18 protein-coding genes are annotated in these 16,610 nt (G+C 36.4%); 5 read left to right on the top strand and 13 right to left on the bottom strand.

The features are described 5' to 3' along the window. Positions 1-3: 3 nt before the first annotated feature. From ftsY to B5X51_RS11660, 8 genes are all read right to left on the bottom strand, one after another. Positions 4-957 (bottom strand): signal recognition particle-docking protein FtsY, encoded by a 954-nt coding sequence (gene ftsY, locus B5X51_RS11695; protein ID WP_079721362.1) that lies wholly within the window; start codon positions 955-957, stop codon positions 4-6. 229 nt (positions 958-1,186) lie between these two features. Continuing rightward, the gene (locus B5X51_RS11690) at positions 1,187-1,339 is read right to left on the bottom strand and encodes a DUF4295 domain-containing protein (RefSeq protein ID WP_070054108.1); all 153 of its coding nucleotides are present in this window, start codon (positions 1,337-1,339) and stop codon (positions 1,187-1,189) included. Positions 1,340-1,345: 6 nt separating this feature from the next. Next, positions 1,346-1,528: a 50S ribosomal protein L33 gene (gene rpmG, locus B5X51_RS11685; RefSeq protein ID WP_079721361.1), complete on the bottom strand. Its 183-nt coding sequence runs from the start codon at positions 1,526-1,528 to the stop codon at positions 1,346-1,348. 25 nt (positions 1,529-1,553) lie between these two features. Beyond that, positions 1,554-1,793, bottom strand: coding sequence for a 50S ribosomal protein L28 (gene rpmB / locus B5X51_RS11680; RefSeq protein ID WP_057480126.1), 240 nt, complete (start codon positions 1,791-1,793; stop codon positions 1,554-1,556). Between the two features lie 292 nt (positions 1,794-2,085). Beyond that, complete coding sequence (locus B5X51_RS11675; RefSeq protein WP_079721360.1) at positions 2,086-3,336, bottom strand: competence/damage-inducible protein A; 1,251 nt, start codon at positions 3,334-3,336, stop codon at positions 2,086-2,088. Then, positions 3,333-3,674, bottom strand: coding sequence for an Hpt domain-containing protein (locus tag B5X51_RS11670; RefSeq protein WP_079721359.1), 342 nt, complete (start codon positions 3,672-3,674; stop codon positions 3,333-3,335). Before B5X51_RS11670 ends, B5X51_RS11675 begins: the two co-directional genes overlap by 4 nt. Positions 3,675-3,678: 4 nt before the next feature. Further along, positions 3,679-4,293: a fumarylacetoacetate hydrolase family protein gene (locus tag B5X51_RS11665; RefSeq protein WP_079721358.1), complete on the bottom strand. Its 615-nt coding sequence runs from the start codon at positions 4,291-4,293 to the stop codon at positions 3,679-3,681. A 221-nt stretch (positions 4,294-4,514) separates the two neighbouring features. Next, positions 4,515-5,291 carry a 3'-5' exonuclease gene (locus tag B5X51_RS11660; RefSeq protein ID WP_079721357.1) on the bottom strand — a complete coding sequence of 259 codons (777 nt, stop codon included), beginning with the start codon at positions 5,289-5,291 and terminating at the stop codon, positions 4,515-4,517. A 281-nt stretch (positions 5,292-5,572) separates the two neighbouring features. Between B5X51_RS11660 and B5X51_RS11655 the strand changes: the two genes are divergently transcribed. Then, on the top strand, positions 5,573-5,992 hold the full coding sequence (locus B5X51_RS11655; RefSeq protein ID WP_079721356.1) for a BLUF domain-containing protein: 420 nt from the start codon (positions 5,573-5,575) through the stop codon (positions 5,990-5,992). 145 nt (positions 5,993-6,137) lie between these two features. Here the strand turns inward: B5X51_RS11655 and B5X51_RS11650 are convergent, their stop codons facing one another. The 4 genes from B5X51_RS11650 to recR all read right to left on the bottom strand — a co-directional run bounded on the left by B5X51_RS11650 (position 6,138) and on the right by recR (position 8,882). Next, positions 6,138-7,475, bottom strand: a complete 1,338-nt coding sequence (locus B5X51_RS11650) for a dihydrolipoamide acetyltransferase family protein (protein WP_079721355.1) — start codon at positions 7,473-7,475, stop codon at positions 6,138-6,140. 182 nt (positions 7,476-7,657) lie between these two features. Next, positions 7,658-7,969 carry a type II toxin-antitoxin system RelE/ParE family toxin gene (locus B5X51_RS11645; RefSeq protein ID WP_079721354.1) on the bottom strand — a complete coding sequence of 104 codons (312 nt, stop codon included), beginning with the start codon at positions 7,967-7,969 and terminating at the stop codon, positions 7,658-7,660. After that, positions 7,959-8,228 carry a hypothetical protein gene (locus B5X51_RS11640; RefSeq protein WP_079721353.1) on the bottom strand — a complete coding sequence of 90 codons (270 nt, stop codon included), beginning with the start codon at positions 8,226-8,228 and terminating at the stop codon, positions 7,959-7,961. The genes B5X51_RS11645 and B5X51_RS11640 overlap by 11 nt, the downstream gene beginning before the upstream one ends. 36 nt (positions 8,229-8,264) lie before the next feature. Continuing rightward, the gene (recR, locus tag B5X51_RS11635; protein WP_079721352.1) at positions 8,265-8,882 is read right to left on the bottom strand and encodes a recombination mediator RecR; all 618 of its coding nucleotides are present in this window, start codon (positions 8,880-8,882) and stop codon (positions 8,265-8,267) included. A 185-nt stretch (positions 8,883-9,067) separates the two neighbouring features. Between recR and B5X51_RS11630 the strand changes: the two genes are divergently transcribed. Continuing rightward, positions 9,068-10,513: a sodium:solute symporter gene (locus tag B5X51_RS11630; RefSeq protein WP_079721351.1), complete on the top strand. Its 1,446-nt coding sequence runs from the start codon at positions 9,068-9,070 to the stop codon at positions 10,511-10,513. On the opposite strand, the gene B5X51_RS11625 is transcribed toward B5X51_RS11630, so the two are convergent. After that, entirely contained in the window at positions 10,484-10,846 is a 363-nt protein-coding gene (locus B5X51_RS11625) for a CoA-binding protein (protein ID WP_079721350.1), read from the bottom strand. The genes B5X51_RS11630 and B5X51_RS11625 overlap by 30 nt on opposite strands. Before the next feature lie 494 nt (positions 10,847-11,340). On the opposite strand from B5X51_RS11625, the gene B5X51_RS11620 reads away from it, so the two are divergent. The 3 genes from B5X51_RS11620 to B5X51_RS11610 all read left to right on the top strand — a co-directional run bounded on the left by B5X51_RS11620 (position 11,341) and on the right by B5X51_RS11610 (position 16,584). Next, complete coding sequence (locus B5X51_RS11620; RefSeq protein WP_079721349.1) at positions 11,341-13,698, top strand: TonB-dependent receptor; 2,358 nt, start codon at positions 11,341-11,343, stop codon at positions 13,696-13,698. 216 nt (positions 13,699-13,914) lie between these two features. Then, positions 13,915-14,220 carry a hypothetical protein gene (locus B5X51_RS11615; protein WP_139374882.1) on the top strand — a complete coding sequence of 102 codons (306 nt, stop codon included), beginning with the start codon at positions 13,915-13,917 and terminating at the stop codon, positions 14,218-14,220. Positions 14,221-14,301: 81 nt separating this feature from the next. Continuing rightward, positions 14,302-16,584: a TonB-dependent receptor domain-containing protein gene (locus B5X51_RS11610; RefSeq protein WP_079721347.1), complete on the top strand. Its 2,283-nt coding sequence runs from the start codon at positions 14,302-14,304 to the stop codon at positions 16,582-16,584. Positions 16,585-16,610 lie beyond the last annotated feature (26 nt).

Raw genomic sequence — 16,610 nt, 5'->3', positions numbered from 1 at the left:
GATTTATTTTTTAAAGAAAGAATCTACAAATTCATATTTATTAAAAACCTGAAGATCATCTATACCTTCCCCAACTCCAATATATTTTACAGGAATTTGAAATTGGTCACTAATACCTATTACCACGCCGCCTTTTGCTGTTCCATCCAGCTTTGTAACTGCAAGTGAAGTCACCTCTGTAGCCGCCGTGAACTGTTTTGCCTGCTCAAAAGCGTTTTGACCTGTAGAACCATCTAAAACCAACAAAACCTCGTGAGGAGCATTGGGAATCACTTTTTGCATTACCCGTTTTACCTTGGTTAGCTCGTTCATTAAATTCACTTTATTGTGCAATCTTCCGGCAGTATCTATAAGCACAACATCGGCATCCTGTTTTACGGCGCTTTGCACGGTATCAAAAGCCACTGAAGCAGGATCACTGCCCATTTTTTGACGTACAATAGGTACATCGGTTCTATCTGCCCAAATTTGTAATTGGTCTATAGCCGCAGCTCTAAAAGTATCTGCAGCGCCTAAAACTACCTTTTTACCGGCACTTTTAAATTGATGGGCAAGTTTTCCAATAGTGGTGGTTTTTCCAACTCCATTTACACCAACTACCATAATAACATAAGGTTTTACATCTGGTAATTGAATATTTGCAGCTTCACCGGTTTCGGTTTCAGAAAGTAAGCCTGCTATTTCTTCGCGAAGTATTTTGTTAAGCTCATCGGTGCCCAGGTATTTATCTTTCGCCACGCGATCTTCTATTCTATTAATAATCTTGATGGTGGTAGCAACTCCAACATCACTGCTTACCAGTACATCTTCCAGATCGTCTAAAACCTCATCATCTACTTTAGATTTACCGGCTACGGCCTTGCTCATTTTGGACATAAAGCTGGATTTGGTCTTCTCCAGGCCTTTATCCAGGTTTTCCTTTTTATCTTTTGAAAATATTTTTTTAAATAAACTCATTTTTTGGAAGGTTTAAAATCAACAAATTCCGGAAATACATTTCCGAAATTTTTCGTTGTAAATATACGTAAATTACTTCGAGGCAAGCCTACGGAGCATTAAGAAGACTAATTTACAATTTCGAAATAAATCCAGGAATATTCAAATCTCGATTATCGAGCAAAAACAAAAAGCCGTCCAGAGGTTATCCAGACGGCTTCGTAAATGTTTTCAAGGAAGTTTGCTCGAATTACTTTTTCTTCAAAAAGTCGTTCACGTCTTCCGGAGCCATAATTTGTTCCACAAAAGTATAGGCACCAGACTTTGGAGATTTAACCATTTTTATTGCTTTGGTCAATCTCTTAGACCCTGTTTGTATCGATGCTACTGATTTCTTAGCCATAACTTATTATTTTATCTCTTTATGAACCGTCATTTTCTTAAGGACTGGATTAAATTTCTTTAATTCCATCCTATCCGGCGTATTCTTTTTATTCTTGGTAGTAATGTATCTTGAAGTTCCCGGTTGTCCGGTAGCTTTGTGCTCTGTACACTCTAGTATAACCTGTACCCTGTTTCCTTTCTTTGCCATTGTAATGTGTTTTTATGCTTCAGGATTATTTTTTCAAAAATCCTTTTTCTCTCGCTTCTTTAATTACAGCAGAGATGCCTTTTTTATTAATATCTTTAAGTGCAGATGTAGATACCTTTAAAGTGACCCATTTATCTTCCTCAGGAATAAAAAAACGTTTCTTTACCAAATTGGCATTAAATCTACGCTTGGTTTTGTTCATAGCGTGAGAAACATTGTTCCCAACCATTGCTCTTTTACCAGTAAGTTCACAAACTCTTGACATTGCTCTATATCTTTTCTCGTTATTTCAAAACAGGCTGCAAATTAACGATTTTTTCACCTAACAAACAATATAAATTTAAAAAAATATTTCAGGTTTCTTATTTTTCCCTGACTATTCTATTTTTTAGTATAAAACTCGCTGTTTACCTCCTTTTAAAAGGATCCCCAATTATTTATTAGTTTCAATTTTTGGTACTTTAGCTTGCTAAAACATTTAAACTTCTGAATTTCAATCTTTCTAAAAGGAAAATTTAAAACTTTTCTACCAAAAACACACACATTACAGGTGTGTTTTAACCTGCCGAAAATAATTCTTCCCTAATCAATTCAATACTTTTATTTACCGCTTTACCAACCACTTTGTCACGATGGTTCCCAAAAATAAATTTTTTAGCATAAACCGTATTTGGGGTTGCAATACCTATAAACACCGTACCAATCTCTACATCACTATCTCCTTTGGTTGGCCCCGCATTTCCTGTTGTGGAAATAGCATAATCGGTTTTAAAAAGATCTCTCACATTTTTAGCCATCGCGATTGCCACTTCCTCACTTACTACAGAATGTTTTTCTATTAACTTCTTATCTATTTTAAGCACATCTTCTTTAGAACTGGTGGCATAACTCACCACACTCCCTTTGTAATAATTAGAAGCTCCCGGGGGAGTGGCAAATAAACTGGCAAGTTTCCCACCTGTACAACTTTCGGCGGTAGCTATAGTCGCTTTATTCTTTAAAAGTAATCTGGAAATTTGAATTTCTACAGGCTCGTCATCTTCGTAACCCAAAATAATATCCCCAATAATGCTGTGAAGATCACTAATAAGACTTTCTACACTATTTTTAAGATGTTCTTCACTATCGCCTTTAGCAGTTAAACGCAATCTCACGCGCCCTAAATTTGGCAGGTAGGCAAGCTTAATATAAGACGGCAAACCATCTTCCCAGTTTTCAATTTTTTCAGCAATAGCGCTCTCCCCCATTCCGTAGGTTAATACGGTTTTATGCAAAATAACCGGTCTTTTAAAGTTCTGCTGAAGCCTGGGAACTACCTCGTCCTGGATTAGCGCTTTCATTTCAAACGGAACTCCGGGCAGAGACACATAAGCCCTGCCTTCACTTTCAAACCACATTCCGGGTGCTGTCCCGAATTTATTCATCAAGGCTAAAGCTTTAGAAGGCAATAAGGCTTGTTTTCTATTTAAATCGGAAATTGGAGTGTCTATATATTTCTCAAAAAGGAATTCTATATGTTTAAGCACCTCCTCGTTCTTCACGAGTTTGTCCTCAAAAAAATCACATAAACAATCTTTGGTAATATCATCTTTGGTAGGACCTAATCCGCCGGTAATAATTATGATATCGGCTCGATTCCTGGCTTCGCTTAAAGCGTCCAGAATATGGCTTTTTTCGTCTTCTACAGTAGAGATTTGCTTTACCGAAATCCCAATTTTATTAAGCTCTTTCGCGATAAAAGCTGAATTGGTATCTATTATCTGCCCTATAAGAATTTCATCTCCAATGGTAATTATTTCTGCCTTCATTCCAGCTCAAAATCTCTTGTAAGGGCAATACTTGCAACATTTACCTTTTTTGTGATTTTACTTGCAGCCTGGGGTACATCGTCTTTTTTCTTTCCGGCTTTAGCCCAGGATTCTATCACCTTTATCTCTTCCATAAGTTCTAAGCCAAAAAGTTGCAAATTTGGTTTCATTTTATGGGCATATTGATAGGCCAGCGTTGGGTTATCGTTAGAAATCGCATCGTTCATCGCTTCTACATCTGGTGGGATTTCCTCTAAAAAAGTCTGTACCACCACTCTCATGAAATCCTCATCACCATCTGCCATTTCTTTAACTTCACTTAAATTGTAGTTGCTCATATCGCTATTTTGTTTGAATTGAAAAAATTTGATCTTCTTCTATAAATCCGGTTAATTTGTCTTCTACAGAAACCTTACCAACTCCGGCTGGTGTTCCCGTAAATATAATGTCCCCTATTTTTAAAGTAAAAAACTGGGATACATAAGCAATTAGTTCGTCTATTTTCCAAAGCATTAACCCGGTATTGCCTTTTTGAACGGTTTCTCCGTTCTTTTCTAACCTAAAGTTAAGCATATTTATATCGGCTATCGAATCTTTGGGCAACCATTTTTCACCTACAACGGCTGCTCCATCAAATGCTTTAGCTTTTTCCCAGGGCAAACCTTTTTCTTTTAATTTTTGCTGAAGATCTCTGGCGGTGAAATCTATCCCAAGGCCAATTTCGTCATAATATTTATGTGCAAATTTCTCCTGAATATGTTTTCCTACCTTTTTGATCTTTACCAAAACTTCTACCTCATAATGTACATCTTCTGAAAAATCTGGAATAAAAAAAGGCTGTTTTTTCAATAAAATGGAAGTATCAGGTTTTAGGAAAATTACCGGCTCTTTGGGCTTTTCATTCTCTAACTCAGAAATATGATCGGCATAATTTCTTCCTATACAAATTATCTTCATGCTTCAATAATTAATCAATTAAGCTAATTTCAACCTCTTATGTGTTCTTTCTATAATTGAATTTGAGCTTAATAATCTATGTTCCTCTCTTAAATAATACACACAGAATAAGACTTGTGAAAACAGCATCTAAAACCTAAGCCATCACTAAGTCTTCCTAAGCTGCAAAAAACTTACAGCACAATAAAAACAATAGGATAAGGCTTTGCTTTATTTCTAAATTAAGACAATTTATTGTTCAACTTTCTTAGCTTTATGGCTGTAAGCACTTTTTTGGTGTATAGCGGAAAATCTGCATTTTGGATCCAACCGTAATAACCGGGTTCATCTTCCAATACCTTTTCTACATTTTTACCCTTAAATTTCCCGAAAGCAAAAACTTCTGCCCCTTTTTTATCAAAAGCAATAAAGCCAGCAAAATCAGCAAAACGTTTCCTGGAAGAATAATCAGCCAGGTATTTCATATCATTTTGCAAATCTTCATAACGGTCTAACTGCGATTTGAGTACCTCGTAAGTAGCTGTGGTATCTGCCTCAGCACTATGCGCGTCTATTAGATCTTTTCCACAGTAAAACTGGTAAGCCGCCGCTAAGGTTCTTTGTTCTTTTTTATGAAAAATGGTCTGTACATCTACTGCCACCACGTTTTTCATTTCAAAATCTACGCCGGCACGCAAAAGCTCTTCAACTAACAAGGGAATATCAAAACGATTGGAATTATACCCTCCAAGATCGCAGCCCTTTATCATATCGTGAATATGGGAAGCAAGTTCTTTAAAAGTTGGTTCATTGGCTACTTTTTCATCTGAAATTCCATGAATGGCGATCACCTCTTTAGGAATTTTCATTTCTGGATTTACCAGCCAGGTTTTACTTTCCTTATTTCCATTAGGAAAAACTTTAAGGATGGCAATTTCTACAATACGGTCTTTAGCTACATTTGTTCCGGTAGTTTCCAGATCAAAAAAACAAATGGGTTTGGTTAGGTTTAATTCCATAGAAGGAGCTTGATTTTGGGGATAAAGATACTATAATTTATGGGCTTTACTTTTCTAGAAACTTCCAATTTAATCTCTTTTGATTAAAAATGAATATGATTGTCCGTAAATAATCCTAAGCTTGTTTTTCTCACCTTGAGCGCAGTCGAAAGGTCTAACAAAAACGTCTCGACTGCGCTCGACGTGATATATAAAGCTAAATTTTATAATTAGGACACTATACGGATATACAATAAAATGAATTACATTTTTTATCTTTGAATTTATCAAAAATATTCAGGATGTTAAAATATCTGGCTTACGTTAGTAGACAAAGTCATGTGATCTCCGATAAGGATTTAAAGAATTTACTTCAAAAATCCAGAAATAACAATACCAGGATTGGAGTGACAGGAATGTTAATCTATTTTCAAGGTATTTTCATTCAATATCTTGAAGGAGAACAGGAAAATGTTGATTGGTTATATAGTAAAATAGCTAAAGATAAACGCCACCAAAGCATAATAGAACTGGATTCTGGTTATAGCAAGGAAAGAGCTTTTTCTGACTGGTCTATGGCCTTTAAAAAGCTACAAAAAGATGAAGCTTTTGAAATTCTCGGTTATAAAGACCTAGAAACAGCCCAGCTTTTTGAAAACAAACAAAACCCAGAAGAGCAACCTGCCTTAAGCCTTTTGAATAATTACGTAAAAAATCTTTGAACGAAGGAAAACAAAAAAAATCGTCAAGCTGAACTTGTTTCAGCTTCTAACATGTTCGAATTAGCAACATCTTAGATATTGAAACAAGTTCAGAATGATGGTATTATGATTTCCCCAGCAAATTACACGATATCTAGCTGTGAACTTATATCTCACGGTCTTTATCAAAACCCTCAAGGTATTGCGCTACACGTTGCACGAATTGACCGCCAAGCGCTCCATTCACCACTCTATGATCGTAACTATGCGACAAGAACATCTTGTAACGAATACCTATAAAATCACCGTCTGGCGTTTCTATTACAGCTGGTACTTTTCTAATGGCGCCCAGGGCTAGAATTGCAACTTGCGGCTGATTAATTATAGGAGTCCCCATAATACTGCCAAAAGTTCCTACGTTGGTTACGGTGTAAGTTCCACCCTGAATATCGTCTGGCTTCAATTTATTCTGGCGGGCACGGTTTGCAAGATCATTCACCTTTTTAGCAAGGCCAACAAGGTTAAGCTGATCAGCATTTCTAATTACCGGCACTATTAGGTTTCCATCTGGAAGGGCTGCTGCCATTCCAAGATTTATGTTTTTCTTCTTGATAATCTTATCGCCATCTACCGAGATATTGATCATTGGGAAATCGCGAATTGCCTTCGCAACAGCTTCCATAAAGATTGGAGTAAACGTAAGTTTTTCTCCCTCTTTCTTCTGAAAATCGTTTTTGTGCTTATTTCTCCAGTTCCAGATATTGGTAACATCTACCTCGATAAAAGATTGAACGTGAGCTGAAGTTTGAGCGCTATCTACCATATGGTGTGCGATCATTTTACCCATACGGCTCATCTCTATAATCTCATCTTCTCCTGAAGGGACCACTTTTTCAGACTCGGCTTTGGCGCTGGCCATTTTACCGGTGTCTGCAGAAGGTGCTTGTTTTGCCTTAGGCTTTTGCTTAGCAGAAGTTCCTTTCTCACGATTTTCTACGTAAGCTAAAATATCATCTTTAGTTACCCGATTATCTTTACCGGTACCTTCTACTTCTTCTAACTCGTCAAGGTCTATCCCTTCTTCTTTCGCTATATTCTTTACCAGTGGAGAGTAAAACCTGGACGCATCAGAAAAATCTTTGCTTCCTGCAGTATCTTTTGCATTCTCTACACTTTCGGCAACTTCTGCGGCATATTCCTCTTCTTCGCTTTCATCGTCAAGATCAAGGTCTAATTCATCATCGCTACCGGCAGGAATTTCACCTTCGGTTTCAATAATAGCTATGGTTTGGCCTACCTGCACTACATCATCGGCTTTAAAAAGTTTCTCTACCAATTTTCCTTCTACTTCGCTGGGCACCTCGCTATCTACTTTATCGGTAGCGATTTCCAGTACCGGTTCGTCGGCCTCAATGGTATCTCCAACTTCTTTTAGCCAGTTGGTAATTGTTGCTTCGGCGACACTTTCGCCCATTTTTGGTAGCTTAAGTTCAAACTTTGCCATATCTATAATTGAAAGCTTATTTTAAGGTTTATGTTTGCGAATTTAATGAAAATTCAAGTTTAAAAGTATTAAAAAATCAATAAATTAAATTTTCACTATGTATTTCATCTAGTAAAAATAAAATCCGCTTTTGGGTAAAATTACAATTTCATTAGCTGAAACTAAATTTTTCAGTAGAAATATTATTGATTAAGTGGAAGTTTTCGGGGATCCTGTCGTGTATCAAAAACATGGAGAATCCTAATAAGAGTTTCATTCGGAACACTATAAAAAATAGAATTATGCTTTGTTACCACACATTTATAAAACCTTTTTTCTTTTGAGAGTGCAGGAAACTGATAAGGATTTATCTTAATTAGCTCTACCGAATGGTCTAAGGTATTAAAGAAATTTTCACTAACTGTTTTGCTCCAATTATTTTCAAGATAATCAAGAATATTGTCTAAGTCTTTTATGGCTGAAGCAGCCCAAATAACTTCCCTTTTAGAAGCCATATTTATCTTTTACTCTTCTTGCAACTTCTTTATGAGGAACTCCTGCTGCATTACCTAAACTTTTTTCAGCATTTTCAATTCTTTTCTTTTGCCAATCAGGCATTAAATCCCACTCATCAAGATGATAATCGGTTTGCGGTTCCTCAATATTTTCTTGGTGATGAAAATTTTCAATTACCTCCTGAACTTGAAGTAATTGAGCTTCATTAAGTCCCTGCAATTTTTCAATAATCGCTTTTTTAATTGCTGAAATTTCCATCTGTTTATTTTTTAGCGCGAAGCTCACTTAAAGATATCAATTTTTAGTAGAATTCTCAAACGGAACCCTATTGGTAATACTTCTTCCCAAAGTCACCTCATCGGCATACTCCAGTTCGTCTCCTACCGAAATTCCTCGTGCTATTGTTGAAGTTTTAATACCAGTACCTTCCAATTGCCTGTAAATATAAAAATTAGTGGTATCGCCTTCCAACGTGCTGCTCAGTGCAAAAATAATCTCCTCTACTTTGCCTGCCTGCACTTTTTCAATTAAAGGTTTAATGCTAAGCTGCGAAGGGCCAATGCCGTCCATAGGACTTATTTTTCCGCCAAGAACGTGATAATGCCCGCGGTATTGATCGGTATTTTCAATAGCCATTACATCGCGAATATCCTCTACCACGCATACAATTTCTGAATTTCTGGAAGGATTAGCGCAAATAGCACACAAATCTGTATCGCTAATATTGTAGCAGTTTTTACAAAGTTTTATTTCGGTTCTTAGTTTGGTAAGTGCGTCTGCCAGTTGTTTAGTTTGCGATTCTGGCTGCTTAAGCATATGCAATATCAGCCTTAAAGCGGTACGCTTACCAATTCCCGGAAGCTGAGACATTTCATCTACAGCTTGTTCCAAAAGTTTTGAAGAAAAATCCATAGTGCGAATTTATGATTTTTACTCGATAATCGAGATTTAAATAATTCCGCTAATTTTAATTGATAAAATAATTTACCACTAACTACCTATTAAGCTTTCTCCGAGCTTATTGATTGTTCATTTTGAAGAAGAAGGCTAAAGTTTAAGCTTAATTTGTAAATTCGCCAATTCACAAAATCATCACTATGCAGCCTTACCAGATTTTAATTTTAATCGCCGCCTATTTCGGACTTTTATTTTTAGTTTCTTTCTTTTCTAGCAAGGCCGGTAGTAATGCCGAATTTTTTCGTGCCAATCGGGAGTCACCCTGGTATATTGTAGCCTTTGGAATGATTGGTGCCTCGCTTAGTGGGGTTACTTTTATCTCTCTACCGGGTACGGTAGCGACAGATAGTTTCAGCTATTTTCAGGTCGTTCTGGGTTATACCGTAGGCTATGCGGTAATCGGACTTATTTTACTGCCACTTTATTACAGGTTAAACCTTACTTCTATTTATTCTTACCTTGAATCCCGCTTCGGAAAATATTCCTATAAAACCGGGGCTTCATTTTTCTTGCTTTCCAGGATTGTTGGCTCCAGTTTTAGGCTGTTTTTAGTAGCAAACGTGCTTCAGCTTATTCTTTTTGATGAATTGGGAGTTCCTTATTACGTTACCGTTTCGGCAACTATATTTCTTATATGGTTATACACTTTTAGAAGCGGAATTAAAACCGTAGTCTGGACAGATACCCTACAAACATTTTTTATGCTGTTATCGCTTGGCGTGACTTTAATTGTGGTTTCAGATGAATTAGGAATCACGGCCGGTGGAATGATAAATCATTTATCTGAAAGCGGACTAACAAAAATTTTCTTCTTTGAAGATTGGAAAAGTAGTGACCACTTTGTAAAACAATTTTTAAGCGGTGCTTTTATTGCCATTGTTATGACAGGGCTAGACCAGGATATGATGCAGAAAAACCTAACCTGCCGAAACCTGAAAGAAGCTCAAAAAAATATGTTTTCGTTTACCATTGTACTTACCGTGGTAAATATGATGTTTCTTATTTTGGGGGTTCTACTCACGCAATACGCCGATCTAAGCGGAATTGATGCCATTAAAGATGAACTTTTTCCTGCTATTGCAACCGGGGGCGAATTGGGAATTGGCGTAGCTATTCTTTTTATCCTGGGACTTATCGCTGCCGCGTATTCTAGTGCCGATGGTACTTTAACCGCGCTTACCACTTCTTTTAGTATTGATATTCTAAATATTGAAAAACGCTATGAAGAGGCTAGACAAATGAAAATCAGAAAGCAAATTCACATTACTATTTCCATTTTATTTATTGCAGTAATGCTGATTTTCAAATATGCGATAGCCGATAAAAGTGTGATCAATAAATTGTTTGAATTTGCCGGCTATACCTATGGGCCCTTGCTTGGACTTTACACGCTTGGCTTGTTCACCAATATTAAGATAAAAGATAAACTAGTTCCTATAGTAGCTATTTTGGCACCAATCCTATCTTATATAATTAGTATAAACAGCCTGGTGTGGTTTGGCTTTGAGTTTGGCTTCTTTATTTTAATTCTAAATGGTTTTCTAACCCTACTGGGATTAATATTGATTCGTTCCAAGCATAATTAAGGTACAGGCTACTTCAATTTCAATATTATTTTTTCTAAGTATTTCGTAAAATTCAGGATTTTCGGTTCCCGGATTAAAGATTACCCGCTGTGGATTTAAAGAAACAATATAATCGTAGTATTCTCCCTGTCGAGGCGGGCCAAGATAAAGTGTTACGGTATCTATATCCTGAAACGGAATTTTCTCGGTTTCAATTTTTACTCCTTCCACTTCTCCTTTACGCAATCCAATAGCTACGGTAGGCTGATTATACCGGACTAATCTTTTTATGGCAATATTTGAATATCGCGCTGAATTTAATGAGGCTCCAAGAACTAAGGTTTTCTTCTCCATATCACAAAGCTAAGATTTAGGCCTAAGTGTAACAAATATACTTTGAAAGAGTCTTTTGTGTAGATAAACTTGCTGGAATATAGAGGTGATGGTTAGTAATCCGGCGACTTATCTATAGGCTGTCTGGGAGTTGTGGTCAAGCTGAACTAGTTTCAACTTCTAAGCTGTTTTTAATTAATAATAGCTTAGACCCTGCTAGGAGACTCATTTTTTAAAACTCTCAGATGGCTTTTTTAAAATTCTTTTGAAAATACTGTAACATTTCATTTTTCTGCTCGTCTTTATAGTAGGACAAAGATCGAAAATTGCAAAAGCTGATGTTTTTCTATTATGTTATGCAAAGTATATGATATAACATATTAACGGGGTCAATCATCAATTATCATCAATAAATTCTATTCATCAAAATTGTGAATTTATTTAAAAACACGTCTAGCTAATGTGTATTACAAGGAATTATTTTAAGCAAACTAATCATCAAAATCAGTCAAAAAATGAAACAGTTATTTTTAATTTTAGCATTATGTATAAGCAGTTTTACTGCAATGGCCAATGAACCTGTAGGTAAAATTTCGGGTTCAGTAATGGATGGCGACCTGGATGAACCTATTCCGTATGCCACCATTAGCATTATCGATATGAAGGGCATCCTGGTTTCAGGAAATACCACGGCTGCCGACGGTACTTTCAGTATAGATAAAATCCCTAATGGCACTTACACCTTTAAAGTCCAGTTTATGGGCTACAAACCTTTTTCAAAAGAAATTGAAATCACCAAAGATCATAAAACATACAACTTTGGCAGCATCGAGTTAGAACCAGATGTAGCTATGCTTGAGGGTGTTACGGTAGTTGCAGAACGCACTACCATAGAACAAAGAATTGACCGCAAAGTGATAAATGTTGGGAAAGACCTTACTACTACCGGCGCTAGTGCTTCGGAAATAATGAACAATGTGCCTTCGGTTAATGTAGACCAGAATGGTAATATTGCACTTCGTGGAAACTCTAATGTGCGTATACTTATAGATGGCAAACCCACTAATATGGATCCGGCGCAGCTATTAAAACAAATTCCATCTACTTCTATCAAAACGATTGAATTGATCACAAATCCTTCAGCTAAATATAACCCGGAAGGAATGAGCGGGATTATCAATATTGTACTTCATAAAAATGCTAAGGATGGTTTCAACGGCAATCTAAACACAGGTGTTACCATTGGTGAAAACACTCGTTATAACGGCTCTCTGGATATGAATTATAGAAAAGGAAAATTGAATTTCTACGGAAATTTTGGTGCCCAATTTGGAGACCGAAAAAACATGGGAAGAATAAATTTTACAGAAGATAATTACCGCCAGGCTTTTGATATCACAAACAGAAGAGAATCTTATTTATATAAAGTTGGCGTAGATTTCTATCTTAACGACAAGAATACATTCTCATTTTACACCAACCAGAATCATTATGATGGCGGACCTTTGGGCGCACTAAGAATAATTTATCCGACCAATCCAGAATTGAATCTAACGCAAAACCTTGATGCCAATTTCAATAATATTAACAGCACCTACAATTTTGCTTACGATCGAAAATTTGAAAAAGAAGGACATAAAATTCTTTTCGAGGTAGATTATAACAGCTTTGATGAAGATGAAAATTCAATCTTTAACTTTGAAGGGGCTACTGAAGCTTTCACAGATTACCGTGATCATGTGAATGGAAGCAGGGAAAATATAATTGCAAACGTAGATTATGAAAATCCTCTTTCAGAAAATACTAAACTTGAAGTAGGCGCTGAAGCCAGACTTTCAGATACCGATAATAGTTACACCACTACCAGCACTTTCTTTAACGCTGCTACTTATCAATACAAAAGAGACATTTATTCATTTTACACTACGTACGGTCAGAATTTCGAAAAATGGTCTTACCAGCTTGGTGCCAGATTGGAAAATTTTAGCGTAGATGCAATTTACAACGGCGAAAATGTTTTTAGTGACGATTACTTTAATATTTATCCCAGCGGATTTTTGAATTATACTCCAAGTGAAACAAATTCTTATCAATTAAGCTATAGCCGAAGAGTAGATCGTCCCGGTTTTGGACAGGTAAGTCCTATTAGAGAAATAAGTACCCCAAGATTAACTGTTTCCGGAAATCCAGAATTAGATCCACAATTCACCAATTCCTTTGAATTTAATTACACTAGAAAATTCACCAAAAAAGGAAGTTTAACTGCAGGAGTATTCTTCAGAAATATTAACGATGAAATCAGCCAGGTTTTTATTGAAGATCCTAACGAAGAAGGTTCACTTCTACTGCAATTCGATAATTTTGAAGATAATAATGCTTATGGTTTAGAGCTTGGCACCAATTATAAATTTACCGATTGGTGGAGCACCAATACAAATTTTGAATTATATAGCCAGCAATTAAAAGGTGTGGTTGGTACTGAATATTTAGAAACCGATAATACGGCCTGGACCTTTAGATCTAACCATAGTTTTAAAGCTACCGATAAATTGACCTTTCAATTATTTGGATTCTATAGAAGTAAAGCTAAAAATTTACAAATGGATATGGACCCCATGTATTTTATGAACTTGGGAGGCCGATATTCTTTCCTGGACGGCAAAGCTACGCTTAGTCTTAATTTTAATGACGTTTTTGATACGCAAGAGTTCAGCTTTACCAATGGCCGTCCCCTACCACAAACCGGAAGATTTAAAGGCGAAACACAAAATGTATATGTAGGATTCTCATATAGATTTGGTGGTGGTAAAAACAAAGCTTTAAAAAGAAAACAAAGAGACGATAATGAAACCGATGCCGGCGGAATGTTTTAAGAATTTAGATCGTCGTAATTTAGTTTAATTAGCCAAAAAACCCGGTATTAACACCGGGTTTTTTATTTAACATTTAATTCTTTCCAATTGTGACTTAAGTCACAATTCCATACCTACAAATACAGTTATCTTTGTATTTAAATGGAAAAAAGAAGCACATTTATCATTTTACTTTTCACAGTAGTTATGCTGTTTAACAGTATAAAAAGTGGTTTTATGATAAGCTTCTACCTGGTAGATAATCCAAGTTTTACAGAATTATTTTGTGTTAATAAGGACAAACCGGAAATGGAATGTAACGGAAAGTGTGAAATCTCCAAATTAAGCAAAGATTCAACCACAAAGGAGAAACCAACACATCTTGATTTTCTACAGCGGCAAGTAATTCTCTTTTTTAATCCAATGCAGTCTTTGGAAGTTTTTCAATTCTCAGAAGAAAAAGAAACTGTAATAGCTTATTTAAATAACTATACCTACCAATACTTACCAAAGTCTTTCCATCCACCTTCTTTTAAAGCTTAATTTTTTCAGAATTATCTTAAAAATCCATCGGTATAAACCTTTGGATACAATCTACTTATATCAATTTTTAAATAGAATTAAATGAGAATTTTAAGCATATTATTATTCCTTTCATCCACCCTATTGCTACAAGCGCAATCTAAATTAAGTCTTGTAGACCAACTTAGTATGGAACCTGTTAAGAATGCCACTATCCAGATTAAAGGCAGTAGTATAGCAGCAGTCAGCAACAAAAAAGGAGAAGTTTTTATAAATTTTTCTGAAGAAGATACGCTCCAGATCAGTCATTTAAAATACCGAAAACAAAATATTACAAACATAAAACCGGGTAAGGTGATCTATCTGGAAAGATTCACTTTCAGAATTAATGAAATTCTTCTCCTTGGAAACCCACAAATAGACCCAGCACAAAGCCTGGTGAAAACCAATTTTAGAGAAAAGGTTGTTCAGCCTAAAAATGCAGGCGAGCTTTTTAGCGATATCAACGGATTTTCCCTTATCAAAAGAGGTAGTTACGCTATGGATCCAAGTATGCGTGCCAGCCAGTACGAACAATTAAACATTCAGTTTGACGGTGGTACTAAGGCAATGCACGCCTGCCCAAGCCGGATGGACCCTATCACCACCCTGGTAAACCCAGAAGAAGTTAATAGAATTGAGATCATTAAAGGCCCTTTTAGTGTTAGATACGGAAATACTTCTGGTGGGATTATAAATATGGTAACCGATAATACAATGCTAACCACTGATACATTTTCTGGCAGCGTTTCTTCAGGTTACGAGAGTAACGGAAATTCTATGGTAAATATGGTTCAACTGGAAGGTCATCTAAACAAATGGGATCTTTCGGGGAATTTCAGCCAAAGAGATTATGGCGATTATGAAGATGGAAATGGCAGAAGCATTCCTTCCTCCTTCCGAAGCCTTGGTTATAACCTGGAAGCAGGCTATTCTTTCAACGAAAATAATAGATTAAAAGCAGGTTTCAGACAGTCCTTTGGTCGCGACGTAAAACACGCGGGGCTAATGATGGATACCGATGAAGATAATAGCAGTATTTTTAGCCTGGACTATAACTACAGGGCTGAAACGGAAAAATTTAAAGGTTTAACTGCAAAGGCCTACTACTCTTTTGTAGACCATATTATGAACAATTACAATCGTGCTTCCTTTAACCGAATGGAAGCAATTTCTATGGTAGAAGCTACCACTTATGGTGGAAAACTGGAAGCCGAATGGAAGCTAAACAAAAAGTGGCGGCTATTTTCTGGGGTAGATGTCACAAATCTCTCCCGTGACGGGCAAAGAGAACGCCTGGTTAAAATGAATATGGCCGGCGAAGCTTTAGCAATGCCTATGGAATTTCAGGACAAGGTTTGGCAGGATAGCTATGTAAATGATTATGGTGTTTTTGCCGAAGCCAGGTTTATACTCAACAAAAAGAACATTTTTAATTTTGGAGCGAGGCTAGATCATATTGTTTCAGAAAGCCTTGACCCAGACGAAAGTTTTGCTGAATTATACCCGGAAAGTGGAAAGCACAACGAACAACTTTTTAGTGGAACTGTGGCTTATAAACACTTAATAAAAGAGAATTATTCCCTGGAACTTTCCTACGGAAGAGGTGCCAGGCCTGCAAATATGGAAGAACGCTTTATTGCATTTTTCAATATTGGAAGAGACCCTTATGAATATGTAGGAAATCCTAATTTAAAATCGGAAGTAAATAATCAATTCGAAGTAGGCCTCAACGGAAAAGAAGTTTATACCGGAACCTTGAAAAACTTCAATTTCTCCGTAAGTGCATTTTATTCAATATATGAGAATTATATAGTGGGTTTAGTAGATGAAAGCTTAACCCGAAAGAATATGCCAAATCAACCGCCTGTGCATCCAAAAGTGTTTAGAAATCTTGATGAGGCTTACAAAACAGGTTTTGAACTCTCGGGAGAATTGGTGTTTAAGTCCGGTATTAAACTGGGCACAGACCTGGCTTACACTTACACTCAAAATGAAGATCTTGGAGAGTCGTTACCGCTATCTCCGCCTTTGGTGAGCAGATCACGAGTAGAATATGAAAATTCCAAGTTCTGGACCGGGATTTACTACAACATTACCGCAGACCAGGGGAACATTGCTCCATCGTTTGGAGAGACCAAAACTCCCGGTTATAGTTTAATGGATTTAAAAGCCGGAACTACCGCTATTAAAAACCTAAATATTGGTGTGGGAGTATTAAATGTTTTTGATAAATATTATTACAATCATTTAAATTTCGCTTTTAATAATCAGGCAGATTTCACCCGTCAACCAATCACCGAACCGGGCAGGAATTTTACAATTTTTATTAATTATAATTTCTAGATCAAGAGTAGTACAAAATAAAAAAT

Origin of the sequence: Salegentibacter holothuriorum (assembly GCF_900168045.1) — a bacterium.
GTDB lineage: Bacteria > Bacteroidota > Bacteroidia > Flavobacteriales > Flavobacteriaceae > Salegentibacter > Salegentibacter holothuriorum.
Note: the sequence above shows the minus strand (reverse complement) of the source record. Positions and strands in the feature narration are given on the sequence as shown.

What these genes read in the sequence shown, in the direction of transcription:
- ftsY (WP_079721362.1), bottom strand. Translation starts at nt 957, where the DNA reads ATGAGTTTATTTAAAAAAATATTTTCAAAAGATAAAAAGGAAAACCTG.
- B5X51_RS11690 (WP_070054108.1), bottom strand. Translation starts at nt 1,339, where the DNA reads ATGGCTAAGAAATCAGTAGCATCGATACAAACAGGGTCTAAGAGATTG.
- rpmG (WP_079721361.1), bottom strand. Translation starts at nt 1,528, where the DNA reads ATGGCAAAGAAAGGAAACAGGGTACAGGTTATACTAGAGTGTACAGAG.
- rpmB (WP_057480126.1), bottom strand. Translation starts at nt 1,793, where the DNA reads ATGTCAAGAGTTTGTGAACTTACTGGTAAAAGAGCAATGGTTGGGAAC.
- B5X51_RS11675 (WP_079721360.1), bottom strand. Translation starts at nt 3,336, where the DNA reads ATGAAGGCAGAAATAATTACCATTGGAGATGAAATTCTTATAGGGCAG.
- B5X51_RS11670 (WP_079721359.1), bottom strand. Translation starts at nt 3,674, where the DNA reads ATGAGCAACTACAATTTAAGTGAAGTTAAAGAAATGGCAGATGGTGAT.
- B5X51_RS11665 (WP_079721358.1), bottom strand. Translation starts at nt 4,293, where the DNA reads ATGAAGATAATTTGTATAGGAAGAAATTATGCCGATCATATTTCTGAG.
- B5X51_RS11660 (WP_079721357.1), bottom strand. Translation starts at nt 5,291, where the DNA reads ATGGAATTAAACCTAACCAAACCCATTTGTTTTTTTGATCTGGAAACT.
- B5X51_RS11655 (WP_079721356.1), top strand. Translation starts at nt 5,573, where the DNA reads ATGTTAAAATATCTGGCTTACGTTAGTAGACAAAGTCATGTGATCTCC.
- B5X51_RS11650 (WP_079721355.1), bottom strand. Translation starts at nt 7,475, where the DNA reads ATGGCAAAGTTTGAACTTAAGCTACCAAAAATGGGCGAAAGTGTCGCC.
- B5X51_RS11645 (WP_079721354.1), bottom strand. Translation starts at nt 7,969, where the DNA reads ATGGCTTCTAAAAGGGAAGTTATTTGGGCTGCTTCAGCCATAAAAGAC.
- B5X51_RS11640 (WP_079721353.1), bottom strand. Translation starts at nt 8,228, where the DNA reads ATGGAAATTTCAGCAATTAAAAAAGCGATTATTGAAAAATTGCAGGGA.
- recR (WP_079721352.1), bottom strand. Translation starts at nt 8,882, where the DNA reads ATGGATTTTTCTTCAAAACTTTTGGAACAAGCTGTAGATGAAATGTCT.
- B5X51_RS11630 (WP_079721351.1), top strand. Translation starts at nt 9,068, where the DNA reads ATGCAGCCTTACCAGATTTTAATTTTAATCGCCGCCTATTTCGGACTT.
- B5X51_RS11625 (WP_079721350.1), bottom strand. Translation starts at nt 10,846, where the DNA reads ATGGAGAAGAAAACCTTAGTTCTTGGAGCCTCATTAAATTCAGCGCGA.
- B5X51_RS11620 (WP_079721349.1), top strand. Translation starts at nt 11,341, where the DNA reads ATGAAACAGTTATTTTTAATTTTAGCATTATGTATAAGCAGTTTTACT.
- B5X51_RS11615 (WP_139374882.1), top strand. Translation starts at nt 13,915, where the DNA reads ATGATAAGCTTCTACCTGGTAGATAATCCAAGTTTTACAGAATTATTT.
- B5X51_RS11610 (WP_079721347.1), top strand. Translation starts at nt 14,302, where the DNA reads ATGAGAATTTTAAGCATATTATTATTCCTTTCATCCACCCTATTGCTA.